Annotated in this window: 11 protein-coding genes; 6 read left to right on the forward strand and 5 right to left on the reverse strand. The window is 34.1% G+C overall.

Annotation, left to right across the window (positions count from 1 at the left end; genetic code table 11):
* Nucleotides 1-275: 275 nt before the first annotated feature.
* The 5 genes from tig to RGRSB_RS11260 all read left to right on the forward strand — a co-directional run bounded on the left by tig (nucleotide 276) and on the right by RGRSB_RS11260 (nucleotide 6,009).
* Nucleotides 276-1,670 (forward strand): trigger factor, encoded by a 1,395-nt coding sequence (gene tig / locus RGRSB_RS03290; RefSeq protein ID WP_119259827.1) that lies wholly within the window; start codon nucleotides 276-278, stop codon nucleotides 1,668-1,670.
* Nucleotides 1,671-1,929: 259 nt separating this feature from the next.
* Nucleotides 1,930-2,547, forward strand: a complete 618-nt coding sequence (gene clpP, locus RGRSB_RS03295) for an ATP-dependent Clp endopeptidase proteolytic subunit ClpP (protein WP_119260935.1) — start codon at nucleotides 1,930-1,932, stop codon at nucleotides 2,545-2,547.
* A gap of 21 nt (nucleotides 2,548-2,568) precedes the next feature.
* Entirely contained in the window at nucleotides 2,569-3,912 is a 1,344-nt protein-coding gene (gene clpX, locus RGRSB_RS03300; protein ID WP_119259828.1) for an ATP-dependent protease ATP-binding subunit ClpX, read from the forward strand.
* 857 nt (nucleotides 3,913-4,769) lie between these two features.
* Complete coding sequence (locus RGRSB_RS03305) at nucleotides 4,770-5,342, forward strand: 5-formyltetrahydrofolate cyclo-ligase (protein ID WP_119259829.1); 573 nt, start codon at nucleotides 4,770-4,772, stop codon at nucleotides 5,340-5,342.
* 556 nt (nucleotides 5,343-5,898) lie between these two features.
* On the forward strand, nucleotides 5,899-6,009 hold the full coding sequence (locus RGRSB_RS11260; protein ID WP_476723610.1) for a hypothetical protein: 111 nt from the start codon (nucleotides 5,899-5,901) through the stop codon (nucleotides 6,007-6,009).
* 1,363 nt (nucleotides 6,010-7,372) lie between these two features.
* On the opposite strand, the gene holA is transcribed toward RGRSB_RS11260, so the two are convergent.
* Complete coding sequence (holA, locus tag RGRSB_RS03320) at nucleotides 7,373-8,356, reverse strand: DNA polymerase III subunit delta (RefSeq protein WP_119259830.1); 984 nt, start codon at nucleotides 8,354-8,356, stop codon at nucleotides 7,373-7,375.
* A 66-nt stretch (nucleotides 8,357-8,422) separates the two neighbouring features.
* On the opposite strand from holA, the gene RGRSB_RS03325 reads away from it, so the two are divergent.
* Nucleotides 8,423-9,196: a DUF1868 domain-containing protein gene (locus RGRSB_RS03325; RefSeq protein ID WP_119259831.1), complete on the forward strand. Its 774-nt coding sequence runs from the start codon at nucleotides 8,423-8,425 to the stop codon at nucleotides 9,194-9,196.
* Between the two features lie 2,256 nt (nucleotides 9,197-11,452).
* Here RGRSB_RS03325 and RGRSB_RS03330 read toward each other — a convergent pair.
* The 4 genes from RGRSB_RS03330 to ctpA form a co-directional block, all read right to left on the reverse strand.
* Nucleotides 11,453-11,770 carry a hypothetical protein gene (locus RGRSB_RS03330; protein WP_119259832.1) on the reverse strand — a complete coding sequence of 106 codons (318 nt, stop codon included), beginning with the start codon at nucleotides 11,768-11,770 and terminating at the stop codon, nucleotides 11,453-11,455.
* A 497-nt stretch (nucleotides 11,771-12,267) separates the two neighbouring features.
* On the reverse strand, nucleotides 12,268-13,560 hold the full coding sequence (locus RGRSB_RS03335; RefSeq protein WP_119260936.1) for a DNA cytosine methyltransferase: 1,293 nt from the start codon (nucleotides 13,558-13,560) through the stop codon (nucleotides 12,268-12,270).
* Nucleotides 13,561-13,580: 20 nt separating this feature from the next.
* Nucleotides 13,581-14,369: an exodeoxyribonuclease III gene (gene xth / locus RGRSB_RS03340; RefSeq protein WP_119259833.1), complete on the reverse strand. Its 789-nt coding sequence runs from the start codon at nucleotides 14,367-14,369 to the stop codon at nucleotides 13,581-13,583.
* A 281-nt stretch (nucleotides 14,370-14,650) separates the two neighbouring features.
* The gene (ctpA, locus tag RGRSB_RS03345) at nucleotides 14,651-15,892 is read right to left on the reverse strand and encodes a carboxyl-terminal processing protease CtpA (protein WP_119260937.1); all 1,242 of its coding nucleotides are present in this window, start codon (nucleotides 15,890-15,892) and stop codon (nucleotides 14,651-14,653) included.
* Nucleotides 15,893-16,205: the final 313 nt, after the last annotated feature.

A 16,205-nucleotide genomic window follows, 5' to 3' on the forward strand; every position in this document is an offset into this window, starting at 1 on the left:
ATGCCAGCTTGATTTAGCGGAAAGGCTTATCTTGATTCGGTCTAAAGGTGTTGTAAATGATCTAGTTTATCCTATCATAATAGAATGATGCGACAATGCACTATTATCAATAGGGGCAGATCCCGGCAAACCCTGTCAACCGACAAAAAGCTAAGGGATTAATGATTGATCCTTAATGTTTTTAGGATATCACGAGCTGCGTGCCCTTGAATCATTAAGTTTAATTTAGACTTGTATCACTGTAGTTTAATGTAATTGTTTGAGATAAAACGTCGATGAAAGTAACTCAGGAAAGACTCCCTGACAGTCAGATTGGCTTAGAAATTAAAATTCCGGCTGAAACCTTAGAGAAAGCCTACGAAAAAAAGGTCAATACCTTGGCGCGTACTGCCAATATCCCTGGGTTTCGTAAAGGAAAAGTTCCCCGCAAAATCTTGCTTCAACGCCTAGGAACTAAATATGTTAAGGCTGCGACTCTCGAAGAATTGATTCAAGAAAGTGTAGAAAAAGCTATCAAGCAAGAAGAGCTAGAATCGTTGGGTAATTATCGGCTATGCTCTGATTTTGAAGAATTGCTTGGTAAATTTAGTCTAGGACAGCCTCTAACTTTCTCTGCCGTTGTAGATGTTCCCCCCAGCGTAGAACTGGGAGATTATAAAACCTTGAGTGTGAAAGCTGAAGAAACCATCTATGATCCTAAACAGGTGGAAATCTGGTTAGAAGAACGGCGAGAACAACAAGCTGCCCTAATTCCCGTCGAAGATCGTTCCGCCCAAATGGGAGATGTGGCCATTATCGATTATGTTGCATATTTTGTACCAGAAGATGGGCAAGAAGTTGCTGGTAAAGCAATTTCAGGGGTGCAAGGGACAGATTTTCGTGTGGATCTAGCCGAAGGACGTTTCATTGAAGGCATGGTAGAAGGAATAGTTGGAATGAAACCTGAAGAGACCAAAGAACTTAAGGTGACGTTTCCTGAAGACTATCCCAGAGAAGATTTAGCCGGACGACCATCGATTTTTAGCATTACTCTCAAAGAACTCAAAGAAAAAGAATTTCTTGAATTTAATGACGATTTAGCCGGAGAAATCAGCGAATTTGAGACAATAGCCGAGTTAAGGGAATCCCTAGAAAAACGTTTTATACAAGAAGCCGAAGAAGCAACTAAGAAAAGCATTCATGATAGCATTATTGCTCAGCTAATGACAATCTGCACAGTTGATATTCCCGAGACTCTGGTTCAAAACGAAGTAACTCAAGTTTTGACTCAAACAGCCATGCAGATGGAACAAATGGGTATGGAGATTGGCCGACTGTTTACTCAAGAAAATCTTCCAAAACTGCGGGAAAATGCTCGTCCAGAAGCAATAGAAAGGTTAAAGCAATCCTTAATTCTTAAGGAATTAGCTAAAGTTGAAGGCATCGAAATTAAACAAGCCATTTTTGACGAAAAAGTTAACAAGATTAAAGAACAACTTTCAGACCGGGAGGTAGATCTCGATAGATTAAACCAGATGGTCACAGACGAACTTTTAATAGAAGCGACTCTCGACTGGCTACAAGGGCAAGCTACCATAGAACTAGTTCCTGCAGGAACCTTAAAGAAAAAAGAAGCTGAACAATCTTCAGCCGATTCTGGGCAACCATTGACAGCTACGGCAGAAAGATAAACCTCTCTTCAGTTGTGTCAACATTATGCCTTGGTTAATCTGATTCACTTTTTTCACACTTGAGGCATAATGTTGACAGAGGGTATCAGTTCGCTGATCCGGTTCAGGTGGACTAAAAATAAAGAATGTACAACTAAGCCTATTAGGAAATGAGCCATTATTCAAAATCTTTCCCTTGACAGTTTAATTAAAGGCTATGAATAAATTGCGATTACTAGACTATTCCATCACCAACCAGCGTCCTTCAGAAATCTATTCCATGAGTCAAAATATCGTTCCCATGGTAATAGAACAATCTGGAGTAGGGGAAAGAGCCTTTGATATTTATTCGAGATTATTGCGAGAGCGTATCGTTTTTCTGGGAACCCCTGTTGACGATCAAGTCGCAGACTCAATTGTCGCACAACTACTTTTCCTCGACGCTGAAGACCCAGAAAAAGATATTCAGCTTTACATTAATTCCCCCGGAGGGTCTGTTTATGCTGGCCTAGCTATTTATGATACCATGCAGCAAATTCGTCCCGATATAGTCACCATTTGTTTTGGGTTGGCTGCTAGCATGGGAGCGTTTCTTCTATGTGGAGGAGCTCAAGGTAAGCGGATGTCTTTACCTAGTTCTCGCATGATGATTCACCAACCTTTAGGAGGAGCTCAAGGGCAAGCCGTGGAGATTGAAATTCAAGCCAAAGAAATTCTCTATATCAAACGGCGGTTGAATGAAATGCTGGCCTATCATACCGGTAAACCCATCGATGCCATTGCAGCTGATACAGAACGAGACTTCTTTCTGTCGGCGCAAGAGGCAAAAGAATACGGTTTAATCGACAAAGTGATTTCTCGGCAAGATCTGTCTGACTCCACCATTCCCGTTACCTAACTCAACTAACTCCAAGAGCTTATGTCTAAATACGACTCCCACCTAAAATGTTCATTTTGCGGCAAATCCCAGGAACAAGTGCGAAAATTGATCGCCGGTCCAGGAGTCTACATCTGCGATGAATGTGTTGAGCTATGCAACGAGATTTTAGATGAGGAATTGATGGATACTCCGGCAACGGCAGTGTCCGCAGGTTCCTCAAGAACTGAAGAGTCCCAACCTAAACGTCGTTCAAGTCGCGAACATCTTTCCCTAAATCAGATCCCCAAACCTAGAGAAATTAAAAACTATCTCGATGAGTACGTTATTGGACAAGATGAAGCTAAAAAAGTTCTCTCCGTAGCAGTTTATAACCACTACAAGCGTCTGAGTCTTAGCCCGTCTCCAGAGGGAGATGGTCCAGACGATTTTGTTGAACTGCAAAAATCGAATATTTTGTTAATGGGTCCAACAGGTTCGGGAAAAACCCTTCTAGCGCAAACCCTGGCCCAGATCCTACAAGTACCCTTTGCCGTTGCTGATGCGACCACTTTGACTGAGGCGGGTTATGTGGGGGAGGATGTAGAAAACATTCTACTACGGCTGTTACAGGTAGCTGACTTGGATGTCGAAGAAGCCCAACGGGGTATAATTTATATAGACGAAATTGATAAAATTGCTCGTAAGAGTGAAAATCCTTCTATCACCCGTGATGTTTCTGGGGAAGGCGTCCAACAAGCCTTACTTAAAATGTTGGAAGGAACAGTAGCCAATGTTCCTCCCCAGGGCGGAAGAAAACACCCTTACCAAGACTGCATTCAAATTGACACCAGTAACATTCTCTTTATTTGTGGTGGAGCTTTTGTCGGTTTAGATAAAGTGATTGAACAACGACGGGGTAAAAAATCCATAGGCTTTATTCGCCCTGGAGATGGTAGTCAAGCTAAAGACAGGCGGGCAGCTGACTTAATGCAACAAACAGAACCAGACGATTTAGTTAAATTTGGCATGATCCCTGAATTTGTGGGACGAATTCCGGTAATGGCTGCCTTAGATCCCCTAGATGAAGATGCTCTTATTGCCATTCTAACTCAACCCCGCAACGCCTTGGTAAAACAGTATCAAAAACTTTTGAAGATGGACAATGTTCAGTTAGAGTTTAATAAAGAAGCAGTGCGGGCGATCGCGAAAGAAGCCCATCGTCGCAAAACAGGAGCAAGAGCATTGCGGGGAATTGTTGAAGAATTGATGTTGGAGGTGATGTATGAATTGCCTTCCCGTAAGGATGTTAAGCGGTGTATGATTACTGAAGAAATGGTCGAAAACCGTTCAACGGCTGACCTGTTAGTCCATCCATCATCTTTACCGACTCCAGAGTCTGCTTAGAGTTAGTTAAGCGCCATCCACGATTTTAGTAAGCACAACGATTATGGATTGACTAAACTAATTAGAGGTCTCACTAAAGGCATGTAGAGGGCATTTAGGTGCTTAATTTTGCTAGTGACTTTTTTCTTCTAAGCTTTCCGAGATATGATGAGTCCCCCCTAATAAGGAAATAACAAAGACTGCTAGGACAGTTGGCGTTCATGGTGTTTGTTGATCGTTACTATGAGCGGGTGCGCCATGAAAGAAAGTCAACCGGGAACAACCCGAAAAAGTCAGTAATAGTTTACATTTATGTCAGGGTAGGTTTGACTCGATACTAACACAAAAGAGTATAAAAGTTATGTGACATCTATCATTGTCCACATTATGATTTACGAGGGTTCGAGAGGTCTAAACTATTCTGTAATCTCGTATGTCTAGATTATGACCTAGAGGAGTATACCCAAGATTTAAACATACTTCTGGCGTTTTGGGAATTGAGAAAAGTTATTTCATTGTACTTTTTACAAATTTTGCGGATACATTATTGAATTTTCTTGTTATTTAGTTTTTAAAGGTTTCTATTGCTGATTGATTATTTATGGCAATATTTTTTTATCGTCCGATTAATCAAGTAGAACAGAGTACTTTTTGGGAAAATTTTATCCTGGCAGATTATTAAACAACATTAGGAACAATTTATATATCTGTTATGCTCCAATTTGCAGACAGATCGGTTCCGACATTATTGATTTCAGGAGAAAAAGGTATTATTCTCTCAGCTGAGATGGGGTAAGTGGCAGCGCGGTTGACTCAAAATATTTAATATGTAAAAGTAAAAACTGCCCTCTGAGCAAAATGTAATCTTTGGGACTAAAATGATCTCTTCTGAGAAAAAAAAGTTACGACGTAAACTCTTAAAACAACGTCAATCTTTAAATAAAAAAATATGGCAGAAAAAAAGCAATTGTCTCTGTAAAAGGATAAAATCCTTATCTTTATTTCAGGAAGCCAAAACAATTCTAGCGTATTTTGCTTTTCGCCAGGAACCTATTCTTAATTCTCTCTTTACAATGGAACACTGTTGGGGGTTTCCTCGTTGTGTCGGTCAATCCTTAATTTGGCATTATTGGACTCCTGGAGATGCTCTAAATGAAGGAACTTATGGGATTTTAGAACCCGACTTAAATGCCCCAATTTTAAACTCTTTTGACGTTGATTTGATCTTGGTTCCTGCTGTGGCTTGTGATAGTCAAGGGTATCGCTTAGGGTATGGAGGAGGGTTTTATGATCGTTTATTGAATTCTCCTCAATGGCAACATATTCCTACCATAGGAATTATTTTTGATTTTGCCTATGTTAGTCGACTATCAGTTGAGCCTTGGGATCGTAAATTAAAGGCAATTTGCACCGAAACACAATACTTAAATTTATCAGAATCAGATAATTGAGTATATCTGCTTAGAAATAAATAACTTTATTTATCATTAAAATTTATTGATTTACTTAAAGATTATCTAACACTTTCGTTAGTATAAAGTCGCGTGATAATACTCAGTCGGTTGATATTAGGTCCGGTAAAAAGAATTTGTAGAAATAAAATTTATTAGACGAATAATAAAGCATGATGACCGTATTAGAAGGTGGTGTGACCATAATGGATGGACAGATTTACTTAGAGGAAGATACAATGACCATCAAACATCTCATCTCCTAGCAGTAATACCTAAACCGATCTCTGTTGATACACTTCTGGTTATCAAAATGACGAAAGGATTGTATTTTAAGGGAAAAGATTGACTAATTGAAGAAATTATTACTTAGAGTAATAACAGTCGTTTTTACTTATTTTCTCAAGAGTCCTATACTGATTGTTTCTACTTTAGCCTTCGATGCTGTCACATTGGCTGAATTAAAAGTTGAAGACATCTAATCTGTATAGAGAAAACTGGATTATCTGCATTATCCAATAATACTGAAATTTAGTTGTTTTAATCAAGAAAAAATATGATTCAATTTGTAACTTTTTTACCCGATGATGGAACCAAGCAATGGCGATATAAATTAGATAATTTTGTGGAAGAAAATCAACGATATTTAGCGGCGTTGGACTGGTGATTATTACAAGAGTAGGGTAATGATAAAGATGTGTTAGGAATTGACTTGTAACTCCAACCTTGTTTTGTTCGTTGTTCTCGTCAAGCAATTAAAGAACTTAATAAAAATTCAAGCGACAGATTAAAGAAATTCTAGGCGTTCTAAATGAATCTAATTCTGAAGAAGAAGTAGTCATAATTGTTATTACTAAAGAGTAAATTAAACTAATTAGTTTTAAAACTAAACCTTTTCTTCCAATTCTTCTAATTTCTTTTGAAGATACGTCTACTAGTTTAGATGAGTTAATTAAAAACTCAGAAGAGTTAATGGTTAAACAACTTAATTAATGTTGATTATAAAGATGCATGCTTTTTTTTATTCAGCTTTGTTTTACTTTAAAGTAAATCTCCACCAGTTACATAGTGATAAGAAAAAAGAAAGAATGCCAACCGAATAAAGAAATGGATAGTAAGTAAGTCGACTTTTAATTAACATAAAATAAAAAAGTAGTTTTTAAAAAAATTACTATATACTAGCCAGACTGAAGAATTCAGCCAATAAAATCAGAAGAGCAAGAACTATCAAAGTTAACTCACGACTTAAAAATTATCTCTATAAGAATACGAGCAAAAATTTAAAAAAAAAATAAAAGAAATATGAGAGAAGCTCGTTGATGGACATAAATTATTTATTCTTTTTATGGTGGTTTAGTTACTTTTTATACAGGCTACATTTATAACCAATATTTTTATTTTTGCCGTGTAGAGAAAATTACCTCCCTTTTTCGGGATGGTGTATTCAGTCTTTAACAAACTTTCCTAATAGTTGCGGTAAACTCTCATCTACATCCCGATATCCTAGCTAAATACAGAGCTTGATTAATTGAGAATGTAACTTTTTGATAGATTCCACAATTTCTCTTTTAAATATTGAGCTACTAAATAGGAGAGGAAGTGGTTAATTTACTTTAAATAGTTCACTATTCACGCTGTGAATGGTGAACTATTTAGCTATGATGATTTAGTTAAAAAACGTGATAAGTAAGCCTGTAATTACCTATTTGGTCTGCTATTCAAGTAATACTATAAGTCTAATTATATTAGATTAATTTAAGAATATTAAGTTTAGAAATTAGACTGAAAAAGGAGATTAATTTTTAAATGTTAACTTTTAAAAATAAACTTGGATGTTTAGAGACCCCTTATAAGGTATATCTTTAAGAAGATAACTATAAGCTGTTGTAGTGTAGGTTCATAACATCACCAAATTAATTTGGGTGTGTTTTGGCAGAAGAAAAAAGATAAATTAGCAAAAAATTATAGGTTATATAACGTCTAATACTTAATATTTTATTTATGAAAAGTATCTCAAATAAATCTATTATCTATCTAGAAAAAATCTGACATAATTCAATCGCTTTAGTTTGTAAACTGGCTAAAGCATAACCACCCTGTTTTAACGCAAATTCTAATTCTAATAAAACAGGTAAAGTTGCTAAGAGTTGTTGACCAGAAAAAGATTTTAATTCTCTTCGCAAAAAATAGAGGCGTTTGGGGTTAGCAATATCAGCAGCTTTGGCAATCACCTTATCATCTTTTTGACCAGATTCAATTTGAAGTTTAACCATTGCCCAAGTGCGGAATTGTCCCACTAAAGTTGCTACAAGTTTTAAAGCAGGTTCATTATGAGCAATCAAATCAGCAATTAATTGTAAAGATCGTTCTTTATTTCCCTGACGAATAGCTTGAGCAAGTTGTAAACTGCTTTGGCTACTAGCATTGACTAAAGTAGTAATAATATCTATATCTAAGGGCATGGTTTGATCTAGACTATAGAGACGTAACTTTTCTAGTTCATAACTTAATTTTCGTGTGTTATTCCCGATAAACTCTACTAATAACTCTGTTGCTTTAGGCGTTAGTTGAACGCCAATTTCCTGAGAAATACACTTAACTTGGTTAATTAATTCATCAGTTTTCCAGGGAGAAATAAGAGAAAATTCTTGAACTTCGGCATATTTTTTTAAAAGCTTAGTAGATTTTAGTCGAAAATCAGGTTTTTTGCTCGATGTTAACAACAGATGAGAATCTTCGGGAATAGCGGGTAAAATTTGTTGTAGTTGAGAAAAGACCTCTTCGGAACACTCTTGACAGATTGTAGTGTTTATAACCCAAACAAGTCTTTTTCCCATGCCAAAAACTGAAGTCATTGCTTGATTTAATGCTTTTTCCATGGCATTAGGCTGATCTCCATAGATTTTATCGTAATTAAATTGAAGCCAATTAGGATCGAGGAGGGTTTCTAGTTTTTTCTTAACAGTTTTGGTGATCGCAAAGTCATCTTCACCCCACAATAAATAAATTGGCATAGAAAATCTAAGATAAATTAGAGAAAATAATAATATCAGGTTGTTGAATTCTTAGAGGAAGAAAGCTTGGACGAAACTTATCAAACCTATGTTAATCGGGTGGCACGACTGACCATACCGGATATTTATCAAACCCAACTTCAGAATATCCAAAAATCACCTAAATTTCAGGGTGGAAAATTTGTTGCTTTTCCCGGTTATACAGTTCTTACTCCTCCTTATGCAGAAGATTCTCTTAATGAGGAATTTTATCATCATTTGGAAACCATACAACAGCAATTGTCGGAACAGATAGATTCAGATATGGTTGCTTGGGTTCCCCCAAATAGTTTTCATTTAACCTTGGCTGATTTAATTTGGGATAAAAGTTATCAAGAAGCGGTTCAAGATAGTCCTGACTTCGATCAAAAAATTAAAGTTTATATGGAGGAAAGTTTTAAAAACTACCAAAAATTTGAACTAGAAAAAAATGAAACTAAATGGCAATTATTAGGTTTACTGGTGTTTCCTCGTGCTCTAGTCGCAGGATTAGTACCTTGTGATGAGTTATCCTACAAAAAAATTGTTCAATTAAGGCGGTCAATTTATCAAAATATGGATTTAATAGCTTTAGGAATTGAACAACAGTATTACTTTACAGCTCATATTTCTTTGGGATATTTTACAGAAAATATATGTGAGCTCGATCGGGACTACTTAGCCTCTGTTTTAACTACCTTTGATGATAAATGGTTGGAAGCTGAACCAAAAGTTTTAACAATTAGCCAAGTTGAGTTACGTAAATTTGAAGATATGACTAGTTTTTTACCAAGGAATGATAATCCTAGAGTAGAACTTTAAATTTTTAATTTGGTTAAAAAATAGGGAGAATTAGATATAGTTTTTAACTATTGTAGAGATTGTTTGTTAATCAGAAAATTAAGTAAAATTTTGTCTTTTTTTAGGTTAGTTAAGTTTTAAACTATCTAATAGTTAGTCAAAATGGTTACCGTAATTTCCCACCCTATGGTCTTCAATTTTTATTGATAAACAGTCTCTTCAGATTTTCCTAAATTTATAATTTATCATCTATGAAATTATGGTATTAGCATACAAAATACCTGATACTGAAACTGTATCAACATTAATTTTAGGAGGAAACTGCACTCTTAGGCAATACAGTTCTTTAATAAGAAAGAGCATGGCAACTGGGAAAATGGCCTGTTATGCTCTGATTTCTGGTCTATAGATTTTTTGATAACGGCGTAGAAGTAAGCCATAAGTAAGAGTAGTTTTAATTAATTTTAAAACTACTCATTTACGAATATCAGAAATTTTTTTTTATAAAACACTATAAAAGGGTTGTAATTGCTCTTTTTTTACAAGTTAATAGTCCTTAAGGATTTAATATTATTATCGCTGTAATAGACCATAATATTATATTCCATTAATTTCTATATTCCCTCTGATTTAATTGATATATAGATTAATAAAAAGCTTTAGAATAGGTATTTTTAAGACTGTTTTACATTTTTTATACAAAATACTCAGGAATAGATAAGTCTTTATTTAATCCTTTAACCAAAACATTAACAATAGCTTTACTTTCGCCTAGGAGATATTCAACTCCTGTATCGGTACCAATGAGAAAGATTTTAAACCTAATAAGGAAAAACATTCTAAATCAATTACAGCGAAGTACCCAAAAATATTTAACAGTAAACTCTCTACAGAACTATTAAGAATTTGTAGTTAAAATTAACTTTTAATTAAGCTCAAAAAAAATTAGCTCATAATTTTATGGGATAAATCTCTTTTAAATAATGATAAAGAGCCAACATTTTTATTTAAGCTATTCTAACTTTTTTGCGCTTGAAGGGGTTATTTGAACAACGATTTGAAAAAAATGATATAAATCAACAAAAATAGGAAACACACCATCAGGCAAATGATAGATTTTTAGCGATTTATAGATAACAACTAAAATTAAATTCTTAGTGTAAAAAAACTACACTCTGCTTTGCTATCAATGATATGAATTTTAAAAATAACTATTATTTGCAATATTTAGCTAGTAATGCTTCTGTAGTTAAGTCTCTAATCCTACTTATAAAGCTATTATTTATATGACTACAAAACACTTGATAATTAGTATTTATTAACTCTACCAAATTTAGAATAGTAAAAATTACCGAGTCCTAACATAGTACTTTTTAAAAGGTTAACATTAATGGTTTGACACGATAAATTGATTATAAACTATTTTTTTTGTGGATTATATCATCTATATTGTGAGTATAATCTAGACCAAATATTTTTATTTTATCGCAATTTAGAGGTTTTTTTATATAAAAAGTATATTTTATGCCATCGAACTTCTGAGATAAAACTTATACTTTAAGAGAAAAAAACAAGGACCGGGTAATATATTATAATTTTCAATTTTTTGATAAGACTAATAGTTATTCTATTTTCCCCTTTTAAGAAAGTTAAGAACTATTTTTAATGTATCTTCTTTTGTGTCCTCTTGTTAGATTAGCCTTGAAGGAACAGCACTTTTTTATAAAAAATATATTTTTTTCAGAATTATTAAGTTTTTAAAATCGTTAATTTATATCTAATATTTTTAAAATTTTTTCTCTTAACTGTTTCCTACTCCTAATTATTAGCTTACTATCTTAGGTCTAGTAAAGCTACATATTTAGAATATCTTGGCTCTAAAATAATATAAGAACTATGAACAATATATCTATTTTTTGTAAAGCCAAAATTGTACTATTAAGTTCTCTGAACTCTTCTACAATTAGGAGGGTTATGTTCCATACAATTAACATAATAGATGAATTAATTTTTATTTTTTCTTATTTTTCTAATCTGAATTTAGTATTGGAAATACTAGGGCTTTATCTAGTAACTATTTTTATCTATTGCTAGTCTTTACTAATCTTATTAATTCAACCAGTGAGTAACCCTATAAATTTTTATTTATGGTCTAAATCTAACTAGATTTATGTTCTCAGACTTTAAGAATTTTTATTAAAGCTTTTTAATAAGCTTTTTTTTAGGTTCAATTAAAATGAACTAGACCATACGCTAATATTGGCGTATGGTCTAGTCTTAAGAAGACTTGTTATTAAATAAAGCTTTATACAAAGCAAACAAAATTGACCCTAAAATTCCGAGCATGATTACAGAGGTCACTAACCGTAAGATACTATTGAGTAAGGACAGAGCAACAATAATAGCTACAATAGTCAGTCCTACTTTTGTAGGGATAGCTAAGCTATCATACCATTGTTTGAAGCGAACTAGGATATTTTTAGGATTTTCATTAGCCTTAAAAGGCCGCACAGGAGATAGTTCAGATTCTTGGTTTATTTCCGCTTCTAAATCTTTGAGGCGTTGTTCCCAGTCTTGAGGATTTTGCTGACTCATAGGATGTGAGTGTTAACTGAAATTACTATCTAGATTCTGTGTCTATTATAAGGGCAATGCTAGTAAGGGCGATATTAGAACATTGGGATTGAATAAATATTAGTGTCCTTAATCTTTGTAATAGCCTTTCAAAGAATTTTTATTACAATAAAATCAAGAAATCATCTTATTATTTTGTAGTCTAGATACTCATTCAGCAATCTATATGTTTTAAACATAGCTGTCGTATTTATCCAACTTAATTCTAATTTTTTTAGAATTATAAAAATCTCAAAGCAGGAAGAGTTAAAACGTATATTTATTTATCAACAGTAAAATTAGCAAAAATTACACACAACAATCCTGTTAACCATCTTAGTTAAATCTAAAATAGTCAAGATGAAGTAATTGATTAGTCGGTATAAGTTTAATTCAATAATCTAACTAGAATATAATCTTTATCTAGATTATGCGTTATCTATGTTACTTTTTACATTTTTATTAAATTCTCTTAGAGACTATTTATTACTGTTTTTCCGAACTCTTTTTTTGATTAAACTAGAATTAACTCCATAATATTGAGCTGCTTGGGACATATTAAAGCTTAGCATTTCTTCTTTACTGAGTGGATATTGAGCTATAGGTTTAATTAATTTAACGTCAAGACATTTGATGATTTCCATTGCAATTGCTTTGGCTAATAAAGGAGGAACAGAATTACCAACCTGACGAAATCCATGCCATTTAGTAACATGAAATCTAAACCAATCAGGATAAGAATGAAGTCTTGCAGCTTCTCTCACAGTAATACATCTAGGGGTAATAGGATGGATAGGACGGGGGGAAGTGTACGCTCCCCTACTACTAGGAGTTCCTGCTCTTAAAGTATTACATATACTATCACGATCTAACCTCAGAAATCTACTAATAGGTTCTGTTTTTCCTGGGAGGGTTTTATCAAATCTTTCCTTAGATTTAAAAGTATGTTTTGTCCTCAAACTCGATGTCAAAAGATTTTGATCATAGCTTCTTTTATAAGAAAAATCATTGTCTAAATCTACTAAAGATCTTAATCTTTTCACGTAATTACTTTGTGCTCCGTATTCAACAATAGTCCAATCTTTCTTTTCAAGTTCGGGATAATTATTAACTTCAGGCAAGTCCTTGATTGCATCCCAAACGGTAGGACAATTAGGCAAACTATATCTATTTTTTACTACTGATTTATGGGGGAAATTATTACTAATAGCTTGAGGATAGTTAGGTAAAGTTAATTCCTTCTGACATCCCAATAGAAAAAGTCTTTCTCTATTTTGGGGAACTCCATAATTAGCAGCATTTAAAATTTGATAATTAGTCTCCATCTTATAATTATTTTGACTGAATTTATTAAAAATTTTTTGTAAAAGTTTTTGGTGTTTCCCAATAGCCATTCCTGGAACATTTTCAATAACAAAATACTTTGGTTTTAACTCCAAAATCAATCTAATAAAATCATAGACTAATACATTTCTTTCATCTTCTAAAAGGCGTTTACCTATCAAAGAAAATCCTTGACAGGGAGGTCCACCAAATATAACATCTATGGAACGATCACCAATTTTTGATAGTCGTTTAATTTCTGATCCAGTAATTTCTTGTATATCCCGACAAATGATTGTCCAAAATGGAAAGTTATACTCATGAGTAGCGCAATGAATGGGATCTATTTCGACTGATGCGAGAACATCAAACCCAGCTTGTTCAAAGCCTAATGTCATTCCTCCTGCACCGGCAAATAAATCAATAGCAATCGGTCTTTTGTAACTAATTTGCAAATTGCAATTACTCCTTAAAATTCAACAATAACTGGAGCATGATCGCTCGGTCTTATCAATTTCCTTGGTTCAACATCAATAGTACAACTAAGAGCTTTTTTATAAAGTTTTGGGGTAAGATAATGGTGATCAATCCGCCATCCCCGATTGTGCTGAAATCCGCCTGATCTATAGTCCCACCAGCTAAAATACCCCCCCTCTGATGTAAATTTTCGAAAGGCATCTTTTAACCCTAACGAAAGAATGTCCTGTAAAGCTTCCCGTTCTGACGGAGAAGACATAATATGATTCTCTTTAGACTCATAATTATAAATATCTTTATCTTCTAAGGCGATGTTAAAATCGCCACAAATACATAACTTGTGATTAGATTTATCTAAAATCTTAGTTATATATTGTTTTAGGACTTTCAACCACCTTAACTTATAATCGTATTTTTTACTTCCTACAGAAGTACCATTAGGAACATACACATTGACAATCCTTACCTCATCTAAAGTTCCTGCAATCACTCGTTTTTGCTCATCAAACTCTTCTAATGAAAAATCCTTAATAATAGGGTTAAATCCAGTGTTGACATCTTCTAGAGGTTGACGACTAAGAATAGCGACTCCATTGTAGGTTTTTTGTCCATAAACATAAATATGATAACCCAATTTTTCAAAAGTGCTTTTAGGAAAATCGTGATCAATCACCTTAGTTTCTTGTAAACAAAGAGCATCCACAGAATTACTGTTTAACCAGTCTATGACATGGGGTTGTCTAATACGAATTGAGTTAATATTCCAAGTAGCAATTTTCATATATTATGATAGTCTTTGTTAGTTGATAATGTTAGCTTTATTTTAAGCTACAGTGGTTCATACACAATCAAAAATTTACATTTGTGAAATTTTGATTGTGTATGAACAGGGGTCTAAGTTCTTTATTATATAAATCAACTAGCAATTGATAATAATAGAAAAAAAGTAATGAATGGACAGTTTTTATTGATTTAGACTATGTCCACTTCAAAAGTGCAATAATTTGCAAGGAAAAATCATGAGAAAAAAATATCTCCATAAATGCTCCAACAAACTTTAATTTAAGAAGCATGAGCCATCGCTATATTACTTGTTAAAAGCTTAATAGCAGCTTGGTATTGTAAATCTACATCAGTCCCAATTTCTCGATAATTAATAGGGTCTTGGGAAACGACTTCATCAGGAACAATTCCTAACTTATGAATATCTTTGTGGTTAGGAGTCTCATATTTAGCTACTGTTACTGCTAATCCTGCTCCATCAGGTAACTCGAATAATGACTGAATCAAACCTTTGCCAAAAGTCTTTTCGCCGACTAATATACCTCGACCATTATCTTGTAATGCCCCGGCTAAAATTTCACTAGCACTGGCGGTTCCTTTGTTTACTAGTACTGCCAAAGGAGCTTTTGTTAACGCAGAACCAAAGGCAGAAAAACTATCTCGGATTCCTTGACGGTTAACTGTGTGAACTATGGTACCATCATCTAGCCAAAGACGAGCGACTTCAATACCTACCTGTAACAATCCCCCTGGGTTATTTCGTAAATCCAAAATATAAGCTTTAGTTCCTTGTTGTTCTAAATTAGCCACTGCATCAGCAACATCTTGGGCTGCATTAGCACTAAATTGATTAAGGCGAATATAACCAATAGGAATGCTTTGGTTTTGACTATCAATATCAGCAAAAACTGGACTCAGAGAAATATTAGCTCGTATAATGTTGACTTTACGAATGACTTTTCCAGCTTGATAAGGTTCAATAGTCAGAGAAACTTGTGTTCCATTCGATCCACGCATTTTGGCAGCTGCTTCATCAAGAGTTAAAGTGGTAGTGTCTACTCCGTCAATTTTTAATATGCGATCACGTGCCTTAATACCAGCGGACTCAGCTGGTGATCCTGTTAAGGGGGCAACTACTTCCAAATTGCCCGTCTCGGGATTGATGTTAATCTGTAAACCTACTCCTGATAACTCTCCAGCCGTACTTACTTGTAAGTTGTGATATTGTCCTGGTCGTAGAAGTCGAGTAAAAGGTTCATCGAGGGTAGCTAACATTTCGTCAATGGTGTCGTAAGTCTCTTCACGATCATGAAGATGTCGTTGCAGAAACTGTTGACGTAGTGACCACCAATCTTGGTTATTAAATGAATTATCTATGTAGGCTTGATTAACCAATCGCCAAGATTGAAGTAAGAGTTTTTGATCTTGTGTAAACGCTGAAACAATTGGATTCCCAACGAAGCAATTGAGCAAAAGGGAACAGATAACTAAGATGGTAACCCAGAACGCACGTTTTCTCATGAGAAAGGTAGATAATTGATATTTTGTCTTTTTTTTAAAAAAAGGACTCATGGCGGAAGTTAAAAATGATAAGTCAAAAGTAAAATTTCTTTATCAGGTTAGGTTTGAGAAAAAAGTTTTATCAATCCCTATACTTCCAATGCTATGGTCTCACTGTGTCGAAAATTTTAGCAAAAATTTCACTAAAAACTTCCATGTTAGTTTTACTCATAAATCTAACCGATAGGTTTTGTAACAAAAATAAGAGTAGTTATTCAAGCGACCGGAGTAGTTTCTGCCATTATCTACAGAAGTACTGTTAAGAGTGACACAC

This window comes from cyanobacterium endosymbiont of Rhopalodia gibberula, from assembly GCF_003574135.1.
Lineage (GTDB): Bacteria > Cyanobacteriota > Cyanobacteriia > Cyanobacteriales > Microcystaceae > Rippkaea.